Raw genomic sequence first — 14,831 nt, forward strand, 5'->3', positions numbered from 1 at the left:
TGGTATGTCAACGGACGTTGGCCAAGGGTCACGCGGCCTCTATAATCGATGGAGTCGGGATTGGTGGGGCGTCCGGCACGAGAGGTGCGCCCATGTCCGATCCACAAACCGACACCTACTATCTCGCCGGCATCTTGCTGCGCTTCCTCGTGCGTGATCCCGCCGCCGGCTACTGTCTGGTCGAGGGACTGGTTGGGCCAGGCGCTGGCCCACCGCCGAACCGGCATCCGGCTGACGACGAGGCGTTCTACGTGCTGGACGGCAGGTTCGAGTTCATCATCGGTGGGGAAAGTCGCATCGCCGCGGCCGGCGACTTCGTCAAGATCCCGCGGGGCGAGGTGCACACCTTTCGCAACATCGGGCAGACTCCGGCCCGGGCACTGATCCTTAACGCGCCGGGCACCGCCCACATCGGGTTCTTCTCGCACGCCGGCCAGCCGATGCCGCCCGGGACCAGAGAGCTGCCGCCGCCGTCAGGACCTCCGGACGTGCCGCGTCTGCTGGAGATCGGCCGTCAGAACGGCATTGAATTCCTCGTGCCGCAGCACTGAGGACACTGGGTCGACGGATTCCCGTCGCACTCGCGGGATGCGCGTGGGTCCCGACTCCGCCCCTGGCGCTCCGACACCCTTTTCGCAGGGGGCACACATGACGAGCCTTGCCGACCATGAGGAGGAGCGCCTCCGGATCCTTGAGGAAACCGGGGCCTTGGCGGGTTCCGATCCGGCGCTCGATGCGATCTGCCGCGAAGCCAGGGATCATTTCAGCGTCCCGATCGCCCTCATCACGCTGGTCGACCGTCAGAGGCTCCGGGTGAAGGCGGCGCAGGGACTGAGTGTTTCAGAGTTGCCGCGCGACACCGCGTTCTGCACCTACACGATCATGAGCGACGACGTTTTCGTCATTCCCGACATGCTGGCCGATGAACGGTTCAGGACCAATCCCCTGGTGCTGGGAGAGCCTCATCTGAGGTTCTATGCCGGAGCCCCGCTGGTTTACCTGCGTGACATCCGGCTGGGTTCCCTGTGCATTCTGGAGATGAGGCCACGCCTGTTTTCACCAGGTGACAAGGCCGAACTCAGGGAGATGGCGGACCGCGTCGTCACCGAGATCGCCGAACAGGAACTGAAAGCCCTGGGGACGATGCCCGCAAGCCGTCATTGACCAGTCATGCAGGATGTTTGTGCCACTGGCATAAAAGTTTGCGTCTTATGCTCTTGTCACGCTTAGACTAATGACTAAGCTTTTGATGTCATTGGACGTAAGTAAACTAGAGGAAGATATTGGGAGCATGGCTACGGTCTGGTAGTTGGATCAACGCCATACTGCTCGGCTGCCTCGTGAGCTGCTTCATCCGAGGTCTGGTCGCGGGCACCTATGTAGGTCTCTCGTTGCCATTCGAACCGCTAAACCCTTTGTTTTCAAAGCACTTTTGACGGCTGCGGGGAAGCCATGCCCTCCCCCGTAGGTTAACGAAATGACTTGAGAAACGTTTGCAAACGATCCTTTCCTCGTGATTGCAAAGTATGTACAAAGAGCCGAAATCTCATCAGAAATTGACACATGGCTCCCTCCCCTACTCGGCAGCGCCTGATTGGTTACGCCCGCGTCTCGACCGAGGAGCAGGCAACAGACGCTCAGCTCGATGAGCTCAAGGCTGCCGGCTGCGCGGTCATCCACCAGGAGCACGGATCCGGCGCCTCCCGAACTCGGCCAGTTCTCTCCCGGCTCATCCGAGAGATCTCGAAGGGCGAGGTCCTCGTGGTCGTCCGGCTCGATCGTTTGGCCCGGTCGGTCAGCCATCTGCTCGAAGTGATCGAGACGCTTGAGGAGAAAGGTGCCCACTTCAAATCCCTCCGTGACCCGATCGACACGTCGACCCCGCAAGGCATGTTCTCTCTGCAGGTCCTGGGCGCCGTCGCTCAGCTGGAGCGATCACTCATCTCGGAGCGCACGAAGGCTGGCGTGAAGGCGGCAGTGGCCAAGGGGAAGAGACCGGGGAACCCCGGTTTGCGTGAGGGGCGGCCGGAGGCAATCCGCAAAACCGCCCTCGCCCGCGATCGCGTCTACCTGGGCGACCTTTTGACAGCGGCCAACTCCTTCCTTCCCGTCGTCCGTCAGATGCGGCCGGACCATAGCTGGCACGATGTCGTGCAGGTGTTGAATGCACGGGGCCAGCGGTGGACGGATCAAAGCCTCCGGAGGGCAGTCAAGCGATTGGTCGCCGAGCGGATGGCTGAGCCGGAGTTGTTACGGAAAGCCGGAAGACGTCCGCCGGACGACCGCATCATGACCCTGATCGCCGGCATTGCGATCTCTAACCCGAACCTCACCCTGCGTGAGATCGGCGCTCAGCTGGAAGGGATGCGAGAACGGACGCCACGAGGCGGGAGAGAATGGAAGGCCAGCTCGGTCAAATTCCAACTCGACCGGGCCCGCAAAGTGGGCCTCGCAGTCCCTGACATCCAGTGATCGCGATGCTGTCACCAGATTTTGCGTTTCAAGTGCGACACTTGGATAGCTTGTGCCATTCTTGGTAGATCATGATGACCTGCCGGCAGGTCGTGGACAGGTCGCCGGTAGGTCAAATTGATCTACAAGCCTCGGATTCCGTAGCCCCGACGGCACTTCCGGCAGAGCCATTTCACCAGAGCTTCGAGCGCCCTACCCTGCCCCTCATGGACTTCTACAGGTTGGCGGCGAGGCTTCCCAATATCGCCCTATTCGCCGACCCATGCCGCTTAAGGAAGCTGCCTGCTCCCATTCGCTCACCACGTCTCGCCCGGGTCTTCAAACTCCATCAGCTCGCCGCCAATCCGAACGAGGGCATCATCAAGAGGCGACTTGCCTCTGCCGGCGCCTTTTAGCCGGAGCCCCCTCCCCTGCCCTCGGGCGAGCCTGCGCTTCACGAGCCGCGTAGCCTCTACGGCGAGATAGGCCAGTTCCTGATCCGGCATGCCATCCAGGAACTCATCGATTTCGGGCCTTGTTGCCTTTGCGCCGAGTGTGCCCAACGACACTGGCTCCGGCGCCCGGGTCTCCTCACACACCGGCCTCTCCGGGGAGGTCCGGCGGACCGGTTTGGCAGGTGGCGGAGGTGCCCCGAACAGGTCCCCTTGTCGCTCATCGCGAACCGGGTTTCGCGCCATTCCCCCTCCAGCCCGTTTTCCTCTCGTTAACCATAGTGGCTGCCACGCCTTCGTCCTTCAACCAAACGGTGCCGGTCCTGATGGTTGCGCGAGAGAATGGCCCCTCCCCTACAAAGGGTTGCTCTGCTCAATGGAAGGTGCCGGTCGGTCAGCCTCATGATGATCCGACCCGTCATCCGCCGGGGCATCGGACGCCCTCCCAGTCGCATGAGCAGGCAGTCGCATAAGAAGGCGGCACAGGCGCGCCAGTGTCGAGCGCAGGTCATGGCGGTGCACCACCATGTCGACCATGCCGTGTTCCTTCAGGAATTCGGCCCTCTGGAACCCGTCGGGCAAGTGCTCGCGGATCGTTTGCTCGATCACCCGAGGACCGGCAAAACCAATCAGGGCTCCAGGCTCCGCCATATGGACATCGCCCAGCATCGCATAAGACGCCGTCACCCCGCCCGTGGTCGGATTGGTGAGAACGACGATATACGGTAGCTTTCTCTCGCGCAGCCGCTGGATCAAAACCGTGGTGCGCGCCATCTGCATAAGGGATAGGATGCCCTCCTGCATCCGGGCTCCACCCGAGGCAGTGAACACCACATAGGGAGTGCCTCGCTCGATCGCCGTTTCGGCGCCCGTGATGAATGCCTCCCCGGCCGCTACCCCGAGCGAGCCGCCGATAAAGTCGGGGTCGTGGGCAGCCACAGTCATCGGCAGGCCTTCCACGGTTCCCGTGCCGACTTTGATGGCGTCCGCTAACCCGGTTTTCGTCCGAGCCTCTTTCAGCCGCTCGGTGTAGCGCTTGGTGTCCCGGAACTTCAGCAGATCGGATTCTCCGTCCGGGACTGGTACGTCCGTCCACTGGCCCTCATCAAAGATCAGCGTCAGGCGCTGGATCGCTGACAGGCGCATGTGGTGGCCAGAGCCTGGGATCACCCATTGGTTGGCCTCAACGTCCTTTTGGAACACCACCTGCCCGGAATCCGGGCACTTGATCCAAAGGCTGTCACTGTCAGGCGCATCCCGCTTGAACAGGGTTTTGATCTTTGGCGCGACATCGGTAATCCAGCTCATGCGGCGTTCCTTCCCTATCTGCCGGCGCGGCACAGACCACGGGAATGCAGCAGGAGTGCGACGCTGGACTGGTCGGCCCCTCTCTGGCTGCTCAGTCACAGCTCACAAATCAGAGGGGCTCGACCATAGTCCGGCCAGAAGAACAATCTTGACGTAGGGCAAGCACCTTTGGCCAACTCGGCATCTCAGATCAGGCGCGCAAAGCAACTCGACGCATTGGCGGCCGTGCTCCCAATGGCGGCAGCTGATCGCTGTGCAGCCGTTCTGACCGACGCTGATGTCGCCACCCTGAAGCACCTCGCGGGTACATTGCCCGCGGGCAATCACGCGCTTCGAAGGGTGGGGGAGGGACGATCCAGAACCGTTTGAGAGAGCCGACGCAGACCTGTTGCCCGCGGGCAATGTACCTCGCCAATATGCGGAGAAGGGTAGGGCAATACCTCATTAACCATGCCAACCCACCAGTCGCCTCTGAGCAGTTGTTGTCCGCAAGCGACCACTTTCAAACCGCTCCAACGAACTCGGCACGGCAAACCCGACCCATTGCCCGCGGGCAATGCACTCAAGCCACACGGCGGCAGGGAAGGGGAGTACTTTAGATGCAGCGCAAAAATGAAGAATTCTGAAAAATTCGCGCGTCTTTTTCGGTTTCGGGCGATCTCTTTAACTCACCGTTAACGGAGTGCAGGCGAACTAGCGATCAGCGCAAAATTTGCTGATCTCGGTTAATTCCGAGCTGCAATGCTAGGAGCCCTCAATGTCAGCACTCGAGCAATCTACTCTCGATCCAGTGGTCGCGCCCATCGAAGAAAACAACCGGGCGCAGATCTCCCTAGATGCCGAACTGCTAGCGACCGAGCTCCAGAAGCACACGCAGCGCATTTTCCCGCCCGTGGCCCAGAAGGCGATCCGTCGGTTTTCCTCCGCCGAAGCAGCTAACTTCTTGGGAATCCACGAAGGCTATCTTCGTCAACTGGCCGTCGACGGGAAGGCGCCCCTTCCTGAGGTCCAACCGAACGGGAAGCGCACATTCTCGGTTGAAGAGATCAATGCGGTTCGTGAATTCCTAGACAGCAACCAGTCCAACCGGCGCTATATCCCACATCGCGGGGCCGGCGAGAAACTGCAGGTTATCTCGGTCATCAACTTCAAAGGCGGCAGCGCGAAAACCACGACTGCTGCGCATCTATCTCAGTATCTGGCCTTAAGAGGCTACCGCGTTCTGGCAATCGACCTCGACCCGCAGGCAAGCCTCTCAACCTTGTTCGGCCAACAGCCGGAACTGGACGTCTTACCAAACGAGACCCTCTATGGAGCGCTGCGCTATGACAGCCAGCGTACTTCCATCGAGGAAATCATTCGCGCGACCTATCTTCCGGGTCTACACTTCATCCCTGGCAATCTGGAACTAATGGAGTTCGAGACAACGACCCCGGTCGCCAAGGAAGTTCGAACATTCTTCCTTCGCATCACAGAGGCATTACAGCCTGTGGAGGCTGAGTACGACGTTGTCGTGATGGATTGCCCGCCCAACCTTGGGTATCTCACAATGGCAGCACTATCCGCTGCAACGTCGCTCCTCGTAACCGTGCATCCCCAAATGCTTGATGTACTGTCGATGGCTCAGTTTCTGAAGATGGTTGGCGACACCGTAAACCTGTTTGGGAATAGACGTCCAGACTATGATTGGCTTCGTTACCTTATTACGCGACACGAGCCCAATGACGGCCCCCAAAACCAAATGGTCACCTGGATGCGTTCGCTCTTCGAGCATCGTGTTCTGCAAAACCCAGTTCTGAAAAGCACTGCGATCGCGGACTCGGGCCTCACGAAGCAAACCCTCTACGAAGTGGATCGAACCAAGTTCACCAAGAGCACTTACGACCGGGCGCTCGAGTCGCTTGATCTCGTGAATGGTGAAATTGAAGCCAACATCCGTCGCGCCTGGGGGAGGCAATAATGGCCCGCAATGTACTGAATCCTGCACCTAAAGACCTTGGAACAACGTCCGCCTCTGCACCCAATCCAGTAGCGGACCAACAAGCAGCCCTTGCAGGGGCGCTAAACGGGACCAACGATACGCCGATTGCTGTGCGGCCGAACCGTCCGTTCGCCAATCGGCCCCACGCTAAGAGCTCCGTCACCGGCAGCGAGCAGAGCGCCTCGCCAAGCAGTGAAGTTCCGACGCTCGCTCGACATGTTGCTCCGGTTATGACCTCCCAACAGAGGGTCATGGCAGATACGCTCAACGCAGTTAACCGTGTTGACGAACTTGAGGAGCAACTGCGGTCAGGACATGCCGTGGTCGACCTTGATCCTTTTATGATCGATGCGTCGTTCGTTCCTGATCGCATGGCTCCCTCGGAAGAGGCCCACAGGGAGCTTGTCCAGGCGATTAGGGCAGACGGACAGCTCGTACCCATTCTGGTTCGCCCCCATCCGGCAGAGCAGGGGCGCTACCAAGTTGCCTATGGGCACAGGCGTCTGAGAGCGGCAACCGAACTCGGCATCAAGGTCCGAGCTGTTGTCCGCGAACTCACCGACGAGCAGTTGGTTGTCGCACAGGGCCAAGAGAACAACGCCCGGACAAACCTGAGCTTCATCGAGAAAGCTCGCTTTGCGCTGCAACTGGAAGAGCGCGGCTTCCGTCGCGATGTCATCATGCAGGCTCTTTGCGTCGACCGTCCTAGAGTTTCACAGATGGTCAAATTTGCATCTAGCATTCCGATGGAAATCATCAATGCCATCGGGCCAGCACCAGGCATTGGAAGACGGAAGTGGGAAGACTTCTCTGCATTGATAACGAAGGGTAATATCGACAAAGCCCGGCACGCGATCGAGCGGGCTGCAAATTCGGGCCGGGATAGCGACGCAAAGTTTGAGGCAGCCTACAAGGCGCTTACAACCAAAGCCGAGATCGCTCGGCCTGAACTCTGGACTGCTCCCGACGGCGCCCGTTTGGCCAAGTACACCGAAACCGACGAGAAGTTCTCGCTCATCATTGATCGGAAGCTCTCGCCACGTTTTGGGAAGTTTCTCCTCAGCCGTCTGGAGCAACTCTACAACGAGTTTCAGGCCGCAGACAAAGAGTGAGGGTTCTTCACTACTTCGATTCAGCATCGCTTCGGTCCTCGCTCAGAGCGAGATTGAAGCGATGCTCCATCAAAAAACCAGCGCCTATACGGCAGTTGCTGCAATGAATTGAGCAACTTTCTATTGTCGATGGGATCAGCCATTGTCCCATGCACGATGGTCCAACCGCGTCAAATGCCAACAGAGGCGGGGAGGGGGTACGAGCTTATAAGAACGGCTATCCACGAACGATAGTCTGTACATTGATCGACACGCTTTAAACTCATCGTTTGCAAACGTTTCTCAAGTCGGTTTGTTAACCAGCAGGGGAGGGAAGGGCTTCCCGGGAACCGCCGAAAATGCTTTGGAAACAATGGCTTTAGCGCATTGGCTCAGGATGGAAGGCGGGCATAGGTGTCTGCAATCAGATCCCCGATGAAGCAGCTCGCGATGCGATCCAGCGAAACAGCGCGTAATCACCCGTCAGACCGTATCTATATGCGCTTTATCTCCTATTGCTCCACTATCGCCTTTCTAGCTCAATAGCTTAGCTTCTGCGCTAAAGCGTAGCATCGGCATGTTCTGACCTGATCGTATGGGAGCGGCAGGGATTCACACGTGAGCCGACGAAGGCATTGCAGTTCCCAAGCATCGCCTGCGGGGCGCTGCGCTCTACCTTCCTGTCGGGCACGTCCCCACTGGGACCTCGGCGATGACAGCTTCCGCTCACATTTACCTGGCTCTCGTTCGCAAGGCACTTGATCTTGCCGGGGAAGAGCTTCGCGCTCACCGGGTTATCGGCGAGATCATGATCCATGGGCGAACCGCAATCCTTGTGCGCTATAGCTGGTCCGATGACGGCACCTGCATCGAGGCTGACATCACTCTCGAGGGCCGGCACGGGATTGTCTGGCAAGCGGTGGTGGGCGCTGGCCGAAGCATCGGGCTTCCCAATGATTGGGTGGAGGATGTCCTGCCGGCCGTGTTCGGTCATGGACCATCCGCGCCGGCTGGGTTCCCAACCGGAATGTACCCGTCGTGGGAGCGCCCCGGACTGCGTGTACTCTCAGCGCCGGCCAGTTTGCTGGTCCCGATGACCTTCCTGGCCTCGCTCCGCCCGAGGGATGACATCGGCTATGACGACCTTGAACCGGCCATCCGCATTGCGGCTCAAGCCGGCATCAAGAGCGCAAGGCGGCTGAAGGGCCTTGTTGCACCTTACCTCGAGAAGAAAGCAAAGGAGGACGGCGACCTTGCTCGCACCATTGAGAAAAGGCTGTCCCAGTTTGAGTTTGCGCTAGATCGCTTCGGCTGCGGAGTGGTGCTGAAGTCGAAGCCGAAGTCCTTGGCGGAAGTCGCTGCGTTGGCGAGGGAGGAGGGCGATTGTTTTGGGCGGGCCTTGGGCGAGTTCGGCGAGGCCTTCTATCTGGAGAAGGACAAGGCGGCCCAGCAGGCCATGCTTGATCTGGTGCCCGTCCCAACCGGAGATCCAAAGAACGATGCGTGGCTTGGAGCGATCGGCGAGCACTTGGCCCAGCGCTGGGATCACGAGGCGCCACCGTGGACCCAGGAGGCGGCCTTCATGGGCGGGCAGACACCGTCGTTCTGGCCAGACGAGCCATTGGCGCGCGACATCCAGATCGTCGAGACACCCCCGGCGTTCCGGAGACGGCTGCTATTCACGCATGCGGAGCCGCTGATGAACGCCAAGTTCCCCACTGACCGGAAAGTCAGGATGCCGTTCTGGCAATGAGGGAATCACACTTTGGGTATCGCCCAAAAACACCGCCGCCCCTCTTTGGGCAACAAGCGCACGTTTGGCGCAGTAGCCTCAGGGGGACACGGCACCGCTGACGGCCTGCCCGAAGTTCTCCACGTGGCCCTGGAAGTTCTGCCGCGTGCGTGGGTCGATGACAGCGACGGGTGCGGACACGGCCAACCCCGCGGCCGTCCCGATAGCCGCCGCCGCACCCGTCGTCACCTGAATGATCCGGTCGCCGACACCAACACGGGAGTCGGTCAACGTCTGCCCCTCGGCGAGTTCCCGCCCGATGATGCGCACGACCTCAGGGCTCTCCGCGTACTTGCTGTGGTTCAGGGGATCGCCGGAACGGAGCTTCGACAGATTGAGCACGGTAATCCCGGCCTGCTCCATCTCGCTCCGGTACGGCTCCTGCTCGGGATCGATCGCCCCAAGCCGCACGGCATCGCCCCAGAGGCGGCGCGAGACGGCCAATGCCCGGTCATCCTGCGACACGAAGAGGGTGAAGCCGGGGCGCCCCTTGCCCATGTCCATGATCGCCTCGCGGAACAGGTCGACATCCACGTCAGGTGCCGCGAGCAGCACATTCCGGATCTTCGGGGCAACACGCCGGTCCCGGATCGCCATCTGGCGCAGGGCTTCCAAGGTGACCCAGTTGCCCATGGAGTGCGCGAGGATCGAGATCTCGCCGACGGAGGGATCGCTGGCCAACGTCCGCAATGTGGTCTCAAGCGCATTGCGGGAATAGGTGTTGCTCTCACGGTCGTAGCCGTAGGCCAGCACACTGCCGCGCGAGGGCCAGGTGAAGAGCACCGGGACCACGGGTGTTCCCGCGTCGTGCACGATCTGGGCAAAGCGGAAGATCGCGTCGTCAAAGCGGTTGTTGAAGCCATGGATGAACACCAGGACACGCCGCTGGGGCACCTGCCGGACAGTCCGTCGGAACCAGGCCGCGGCCTGCGTCCTGTCGATGATGTCGGCCTTGAGCGTGACGAAGTCGGTGGCGGGGTTACCGGGTACGCTGCGCGGCCACTGCACCTCGCCTTGCTTGCGGTTGGCCTCGGGCGGGATCGACACCGTGAACTCGGCGAAGGACAGCGCGGGGCCGCGGTTGCCAGAGAAGAACTCCTCGGGATCGCTCGACGGCATGCGGGTGGTGGCGACCAGCATGTCCACCTTGGTGGTGCCCGGCACGCTCTCCGCCACAGGCACGAGGGTGCCCCGCAGACTTGCACATGCGTTCAGGCCGAGAAGAAGTGCGACCACGATCAGCAATCGGACGCGACGGTGATCTTGGAGTGCCATGGTCCGTCGCTTCCTACTGTCGTTCTAGCGGTCATTGTTCTGTACGGCCCATATCCAGTGCGGGCAAGGGCTGCCGCCTTATGATCAGCGCTCAGTAAGGGCCGAGTGGTACTGATGCGTGTTGATCCCAAGTCATCGTCCGATATCCGGTTACGAGAGCGATGGTGCACTATCGCTTACTTAGCTGCTTTGAGCTGCTCGGCCGCAGTCACCAAGTGAGCAATCGGCACGCGGACCAGTCCCTGCGTCGGTGTGCCGAGTTCGAGGATCATCAGGATCCCTCCGGAGATGGCAGCCGCACCGAGGATGTGGAAGACCACCACTGTCGCGTTGCGTGGCGCGAACAACCCAAAGCTGGCAAAGAGAAGCGACAGCCAGAGGATCACCAGGATCAGAAAGGGCGGCGGGATCGTGATGACGGCCTTCTCAGCAAGCAGCCAGCGCGCCCCCGCGATGGCTTCGAGCAACTGGGTTGCCTGCGCCCTGATCCGGCGTCCACGGTCGTCCGTGGGCTGCAATTGCGTCACCTGGTCATCGATGGCCTCGAGCATCGCCAGTGCGGCTTCCGATGGTGTGGCATCCTCACCACGGCGCGACAGCTCGTCGGCCTTCATGGCCGCATACCGGCGCACGAGGTCGCGGGTGCCGCCCGTGTCCGGACCGTACCGTCGCAGCACCCTATCAAGCTTGACAATGTCCATGGCCAGCGTCTCGACCGCATTCTCCCTAGCGCTGAAGGCCGTGCTGGCTGTGCTGATCATGAGGCCGATCACGAGCGCGGTCAGGGTTCCGACGATGGCCATTGCAACCGACACGGCCGTCCGCACATCGCTGCTGAGGTGGGTCTCAGGAAGTCTGCGGGCCAGCCCGAACCCGATCAGGGCGCCGCAGGCCACGGCCAGGAACGTGAAAAGGCTGATGAGCACCGGATTCATAGCAGGGTCCGCGAGCGCCTTGGAGGCGCTAATCCCAGTGCATTCTCCAAGGCGGGTCAATCCCGTTGCCTTGAGGAGGGGGGCCTCACATTAACGGGCGGAGACAGGCAGACAAAGTTTGGTAAGAAACTGCGTCTTACGGTGCGGCTCCTTCCCTGATCGGAGACAACACCATGAGACGCCTCCTGCTTGCCGCGATGGGGATTGCTCTGGCATCACCACCAGCCACAGCCGACGGCCTGAGCCTTGCCGGCTCAATCTGGCAATGCACCCGCGCCTCTGATCGGTCCCAGTTTGTGATCACCTTCTACCCCGGTGGTGGCGTCGGAGGCGGCGAACTGGAGAACGACGAGGTGAGCCCCTACATCTTCGATGCCTCCCGCACCAAGCCAGGGGAGTGGCCGGGCCGGTGGAAACAGACAGGCCAGCGCTTCACCTGGGCGTTCCCGGATCAGAGCCTGGGGATTGAGGGGCGCCTCCAAGGACCGGGACAGACTGCGGCGCGGCTCACCGGCACCGAAACCTCGCCAGGAGGCAGGTCTGCTGTAGTGTGCATGGCCTTGTCCAAGCTGCCGAAGATCGGGGAAGGGCTTGTCATCCCGAGGAGCAGCCGCTTCATCGATCTGGAGGGAGAGGAGGGGACGCTGAAGGTGCCGGCGGGGATCTCGCTCCAGGAACAGGGATCGCGCTAGAAGCGGTAGCCGGGCGAGTTCCTGAACCTTGGGAAAGCCCTGCCTGATGCCCACATATGCTCTATGCCGCACAAGGGTTCTTCACCGCGCGCGCCTGACCTGTTCGAGGTCACGCTCACCATTCCCACGCCCTCGTCGGAGCCGGCTCCTGTTCCAGCCAAGCCGCCAAGGCCGGCCAGCCTGTCCGACGCTCAACTGGCCCAGCAGCTTGTCCATCTTGTCGCGGAAGTGCAGCGCCGAATGGAGAAGGGCAGGGGCAACCACCCGGATCTGGAGGCAGTGGCGCAACAGGCCAGAGCGTCCCTGCATCGGCTTGCTCCAAGACCCGCAAAGCAGACCAAGCTCTCGAGATCCGGCAGGACCTCATCTCCGTTGCAGGAGGGGCAGCGCAAGGCAGTTCGGGCCGCTCTTCTGGCCGGAGTAGCCCCCACCCAAGTCGCCAAGCGCTTCGGCCTCTCGCTGGCAGCTGTCCGCAAGGTGCTGGATGAGGTGGAGTAGGGATCTTAAAGGAGAGGGCACAGGACCGCTGGCGAGCAGCGGCATAGAAACCTGCAGATCTTCCTCCTGACTGTCCTCAGATCCCGCACACCGTCACCCGAGTGCAGAAACTGGACAGTTACGTCTTCCTCTGACACCATCGGCTTTCAATCGTTCAAGCCACCATGCCTCTAAGTGTACGCTCTCTCCGCCTCTGGATGCTCGGCATCGCACTCTTCGGGGGCTGTCTGCATGCTGGTGTTCACGCCGAAACTGCCGCGGGCCCACAGACATCGCTGGGTGCTCCCGAGCACCCGCAACATGGCCAAGGCGGCGTCTATGGCAGAATCCCTGTCAAGGATGAGCTCGGGCGGGATCAACTTGCGATGTTCCGCACGTGGAACCCGGACCCGGTGCAAAACCATGCGGCCAACCTCAAGGCCCTTGATCCGGCGCTCGCCAAGGTCGTGCGGAAGGCTCAAGCCGACAATCCCGGCCTGCGCTTCGTGATCGGCTCGGGTCGGCGGGACGGCAGGCTGCAGCGTCAGGCGGTTGCCTGGGGCTGGTCTAAGGCGCTGGATAGCCCGCACCGCTCAGGCCGGGCGGTGGACTTGTGGCCGCTCGACCACGAAGGGCACGTCCATTTCGATCCGGAAGCTCAGAACCGGATCGCAGCCGCAATGAAGAGGGCCGCCATGGCGAGTTCTGTAGCGATTCGCTGGGGAGGCCACTTCCATGGCTTCAAGAACAGGGACCGCTCGCACTTCGAGCTCGTGTCACCCTGATCGAAGCGGGTGTCTGGCGGCCACCCCTTGAGTGCCCGTCGGCTGGGCCAACTCGACAAAGCTAGTCGAGCCCCACTGTCTTGGGCACACTGGCCTCGACCTCCAGAACCGTCGGCTCTTCGGCCTCAAGCTCTTTGAGAGCCAACTCCCGCCAGTAGCGAAGCTCGGCGGTGTCATTGCCAACCTGCTCCTCGGCCGTGATCGCCTCCCAGCCGGGTCCCTGCTCATCGGCCAGTTGCCGGGCGCGTGCCGTGATCTCCTCCTCCGTAAATCGCGGCGTGGTCATCGGGGATCTCCCTGTCCCTAAGAAGCGAAGAGGATCGTGCCAACCGAGTGTGACGGGACGGTGATGAGCATGGTCCTGCTCGGACATTGATCAATAGCCGCCGTCAGGAAGGAGCACCCTTGGTGAGAGCCTCAAAACCGCCTCTCAGCTGCTGGATGCGCTCCTGATAGGCTTTGCTCAAGCAGGCCCGGTCGGCGCCACAGGCCGCACGGCGCTTGAGCCAGGCCGCCTGCTCGTCCTCCATGTCGCCTCGGGCGCCCATCCCAAGCAATGGCTTGAGCTGGGTGTAGAGGACTGCCATTTCGACATCCTGGTCGTTCAGCTGCCGATCGGCACAAATGGCCTTCTCGTCAGCAGCCTCGGCTTTGGCGCAGTCGAAACTGGCCGCCCCGGCGGGCTGCCAGGCCGCAGTCGTCAACAGGGCAACAAGACCTGTGAGGCAAAAAGCGTTCCTGACCATGGGATCCCCCTCGAAAACCTGACTGACGAGCAAACCGCTCCAGCCGACCGAGGCTCCCGGTCATCGGGAGCTGTTGTGAAGCAGGGTTAACAGAGGGTGAGGAGGTTGAGTCATGCCCGAGACGATCCTCGGCCGGAGCTCGCTGAACAGGGGTTTGCTGACTTGGCGTGGGCTTTGCTCGGCACAGCCGCCCTGTTGGTGCAGCGCGATCCGGCGCCTCAAGGGCTTCTGCTGATCTCGGATCGAGAGCGACGCGCAGTTCCACCAGCCATGATCCCGACGGACAGCGGGTCGAAGCTGGTTAGGCGGCTGTAATCACCTCCTGCACCATTCACGCCCGCCAGCCCGGTGCCGATCGGATCCATCCCGGTGATCTCGACCCGCGTGTTCCCAGGCCCTTCCACCCTGACGAGATCAAACAAGATGCTCGCGTGCCGGGGCGCCAGCCGCACGCAGCCATGCGAGGCAGGGCTCCCGAGGTGGTTCGTGGCCCGGCTGCCGTGAATGGCATGGCCTGCATCGGTGAAGAAGATCGAGTACGGCATGGGTGCGTTGCCCCATTCCCGTGAGTAATGCACCCTAGCCATCCGTGAGGGCGTGAAGGTGCCGATTGGCGTGGAGTACTCGGCCGTGCCCGTTGACACCGGCCAGGAATAGCGCTGCTGCCCATCAACAGACACGGTCATGTGCTGGGTTGTCTTATCGACCACGATCGACACCTCAGCACCCGCAGGACCAGCAAGGACGATGCCGCCGAGCAGTGCAATCATGGATGAGATGGCTCTACGCATCGATCAGCCTCCAGTGTTGCTCCGGTCCGCGTTAGAGCACTGCACAAGGATGACT

General features: G+C 61.3%; 16 protein-coding genes. 9 read left to right on the forward strand and 7 right to left on the reverse strand.

Going from position 1 to position 14,831, the window contains the following annotated elements; genetic code table 11:
• Positions 1-92 precede the first annotated feature (92 nt).
• The 3 genes from MA07_RS00420 (at position 93) to MA07_RS00430 (ending at position 2,472) form a co-directional block, all read left to right on the forward strand.
• Positions 93-551 carry a cupin domain-containing protein gene (locus MA07_RS00420; protein ID WP_036345529.1) on the forward strand — a complete coding sequence of 153 codons (459 nt, stop codon included), beginning with the start codon at positions 93-95 and terminating at the stop codon, positions 549-551.
• Positions 552-648: 97 nt separating this feature from the next.
• Positions 649-1,164, forward strand: a complete 516-nt coding sequence (locus tag MA07_RS00425; protein ID WP_052002638.1) for a GAF domain-containing protein — start codon at positions 649-651, stop codon at positions 1,162-1,164.
• A 399-nt stretch (positions 1,165-1,563) separates the two neighbouring features.
• Positions 1,564-2,472: a recombinase family protein gene (locus MA07_RS00430; RefSeq protein ID WP_036345531.1), complete on the forward strand. Its 909-nt coding sequence runs from the start codon at positions 1,564-1,566 to the stop codon at positions 2,470-2,472.
• A gap of 296 nt (positions 2,473-2,768) precedes the next feature.
• Here MA07_RS00430 and MA07_RS00435 read toward each other — a convergent pair whose 3' ends face one another.
• Entirely contained in the window at positions 2,769-3,020 is a 252-nt protein-coding gene (locus MA07_RS00435; RefSeq protein WP_152568668.1) for a hypothetical protein, read from the reverse strand.
• A gap of 237 nt (positions 3,021-3,257) precedes the next feature.
• Complete coding sequence (accD, locus tag MA07_RS00440; RefSeq protein ID WP_052002640.1) at positions 3,258-4,211, reverse strand: acetyl-CoA carboxylase, carboxyltransferase subunit beta; 954 nt, start codon at positions 4,209-4,211, stop codon at positions 3,258-3,260.
• A 757-nt stretch (positions 4,212-4,968) separates the two neighbouring features.
• On the opposite strand from accD, the gene repA reads away from it, so the two are divergent.
• The 3 genes from repA to MA07_RS27360 all read left to right on the forward strand — a co-directional run bounded on the left by repA (position 4,969) and on the right by MA07_RS27360 (position 9,036).
• Complete coding sequence (gene repA, locus MA07_RS00445) at positions 4,969-6,171, forward strand: plasmid partitioning protein RepA (RefSeq protein WP_052002641.1); 1,203 nt, start codon at positions 4,969-4,971, stop codon at positions 6,169-6,171.
• Positions 6,171-7,304, forward strand: a complete 1,134-nt coding sequence (gene repB / locus MA07_RS00450; protein WP_081928684.1) for a plasmid partitioning protein RepB — start codon at positions 6,171-6,173, stop codon at positions 7,302-7,304. Before repA ends, repB begins: the two co-directional genes overlap by 1 nt.
• A gap of 691 nt (positions 7,305-7,995) precedes the next feature.
• Positions 7,996-9,036 (forward strand): hypothetical protein, encoded by a 1,041-nt coding sequence (locus MA07_RS27360; protein ID WP_052002646.1) that lies wholly within the window; start codon positions 7,996-7,998, stop codon positions 9,034-9,036.
• Between the two features lie 78 nt (positions 9,037-9,114).
• Here MA07_RS27360 and MA07_RS00460 read toward each other — a convergent pair whose 3' ends face one another.
• Together MA07_RS00460 and MA07_RS00465 are read right to left on the reverse strand one after the other, a co-directional pair.
• The gene (locus MA07_RS00460) at positions 9,115-10,350 is read right to left on the reverse strand and encodes an alpha/beta hydrolase (protein ID WP_036345538.1); all 1,236 of its coding nucleotides are present in this window, start codon (positions 10,348-10,350) and stop codon (positions 9,115-9,117) included.
• A gap of 176 nt (positions 10,351-10,526) precedes the next feature.
• On the reverse strand, positions 10,527-11,285 hold the full coding sequence (locus MA07_RS00465) for a hypothetical protein (protein WP_052002647.1): 759 nt from the start codon (positions 11,283-11,285) through the stop codon (positions 10,527-10,529).
• Between the two features lie 173 nt (positions 11,286-11,458).
• On the opposite strand from MA07_RS00465, the gene MA07_RS00470 reads away from it, so the two are divergent.
• From MA07_RS00470 to MA07_RS00485, 3 genes are all read left to right on the forward strand, one after another.
• Entirely contained in the window at positions 11,459-11,977 is a 519-nt protein-coding gene (locus tag MA07_RS00470) for a hypothetical protein (RefSeq protein WP_036345541.1), read from the forward strand.
• Between the two features lie 63 nt (positions 11,978-12,040).
• On the forward strand, positions 12,041-12,475 hold the full coding sequence (locus tag MA07_RS00475) for a hypothetical protein (RefSeq protein WP_036345544.1): 435 nt from the start codon (positions 12,041-12,043) through the stop codon (positions 12,473-12,475).
• A gap of 365 nt (positions 12,476-12,840) precedes the next feature.
• Entirely contained in the window at positions 12,841-13,239 is a 399-nt protein-coding gene (locus MA07_RS00485) for a M15 family metallopeptidase (protein ID WP_052002649.1), read from the forward strand.
• 61 nt (positions 13,240-13,300) lie between these two features.
• Here the strand turns inward: MA07_RS00485 and MA07_RS00490 are convergent, their stop codons facing one another.
• The 3 genes from MA07_RS00490 to MA07_RS00500 all read right to left on the reverse strand — a co-directional run bounded on the left by MA07_RS00490 (position 13,301) and on the right by MA07_RS00500 (position 14,776).
• Positions 13,301-13,525: a hypothetical protein gene (locus tag MA07_RS00490; RefSeq protein WP_036345550.1), complete on the reverse strand. Its 225-nt coding sequence runs from the start codon at positions 13,523-13,525 to the stop codon at positions 13,301-13,303.
• A gap of 103 nt (positions 13,526-13,628) precedes the next feature.
• Positions 13,629-13,985, reverse strand: a complete 357-nt coding sequence (locus MA07_RS00495) for a lysozyme inhibitor LprI family protein (RefSeq protein WP_052002653.1) — start codon at positions 13,983-13,985, stop codon at positions 13,629-13,631.
• 218 nt (positions 13,986-14,203) lie between these two features.
• The gene (locus MA07_RS00500; RefSeq protein ID WP_036345553.1) at positions 14,204-14,776 is read right to left on the reverse strand and encodes a L,D-transpeptidase; all 573 of its coding nucleotides are present in this window, start codon (positions 14,774-14,776) and stop codon (positions 14,204-14,206) included.
• Positions 14,777-14,831 lie beyond the last annotated feature (55 nt).

It is taken from the genome of Microvirga sp. BSC39 (genome assembly GCF_000739015.1).
Classification (GTDB): domain Bacteria; phylum Pseudomonadota; class Alphaproteobacteria; order Rhizobiales; family Beijerinckiaceae; genus Microvirga.

What these genes read in the sequence shown, in the direction of transcription:
- MA07_RS00420 (WP_036345529.1), top strand. Translation starts at nt 93, where the DNA reads ATGTCCGATCCACAAACCGACACCTACTATCTCGCCGGCATCTTGCTG.
- MA07_RS00425 (WP_052002638.1), top strand. Translation starts at nt 649, where the DNA reads ATGACGAGCCTTGCCGACCATGAGGAGGAGCGCCTCCGGATCCTTGAG.
- MA07_RS00430 (WP_036345531.1), top strand. Translation starts at nt 1,564, where the DNA reads ATGGCTCCCTCCCCTACTCGGCAGCGCCTGATTGGTTACGCCCGCGTC.
- accD (WP_052002640.1), bottom strand. Translation starts at nt 4,211, where the DNA reads ATGAGCTGGATTACCGATGTCGCGCCAAAGATCAAAACCCTGTTCAAG.
- repA (WP_052002641.1), top strand. Translation starts at nt 4,969, where the DNA reads ATGTCAGCACTCGAGCAATCTACTCTCGATCCAGTGGTCGCGCCCATC.
- repB (WP_081928684.1), top strand. Translation starts at nt 6,171, where the DNA reads ATGGCCCGCAATGTACTGAATCCTGCACCTAAAGACCTTGGAACAACG.
- MA07_RS27360 (WP_052002646.1), top strand. Translation starts at nt 7,996, where the DNA reads ATGACAGCTTCCGCTCACATTTACCTGGCTCTCGTTCGCAAGGCACTT.
- MA07_RS00460 (WP_036345538.1), bottom strand. Translation starts at nt 10,350, where the DNA reads ATGGCACTCCAAGATCACCGTCGCGTCCGATTGCTGATCGTGGTCGCA.
- MA07_RS00465 (WP_052002647.1), bottom strand. Translation starts at nt 11,285, where the DNA reads ATGAATCCGGTGCTCATCAGCCTTTTCACGTTCCTGGCCGTGGCCTGC.
- MA07_RS00470 (WP_036345541.1), top strand. Translation starts at nt 11,459, where the DNA reads ATGAGACGCCTCCTGCTTGCCGCGATGGGGATTGCTCTGGCATCACCA.
- MA07_RS00475 (WP_036345544.1), top strand. Translation starts at nt 12,041, where the DNA reads ATGCCGCACAAGGGTTCTTCACCGCGCGCGCCTGACCTGTTCGAGGTC.
- MA07_RS00485 (WP_052002649.1), top strand. Translation starts at nt 12,841, where the DNA reads ATGTTCCGCACGTGGAACCCGGACCCGGTGCAAAACCATGCGGCCAAC.
- MA07_RS00490 (WP_036345550.1), bottom strand. Translation starts at nt 13,525, where the DNA reads ATGACCACGCCGCGATTTACGGAGGAGGAGATCACGGCACGCGCCCGG.
- MA07_RS00495 (WP_052002653.1), bottom strand. Translation starts at nt 13,985, where the DNA reads ATGGTCAGGAACGCTTTTTGCCTCACAGGTCTTGTTGCCCTGTTGACG.
- MA07_RS00500 (WP_036345553.1), bottom strand. Translation starts at nt 14,776, where the DNA reads ATGCGTAGAGCCATCTCATCCATGATTGCACTGCTCGGCGGCATCGTC.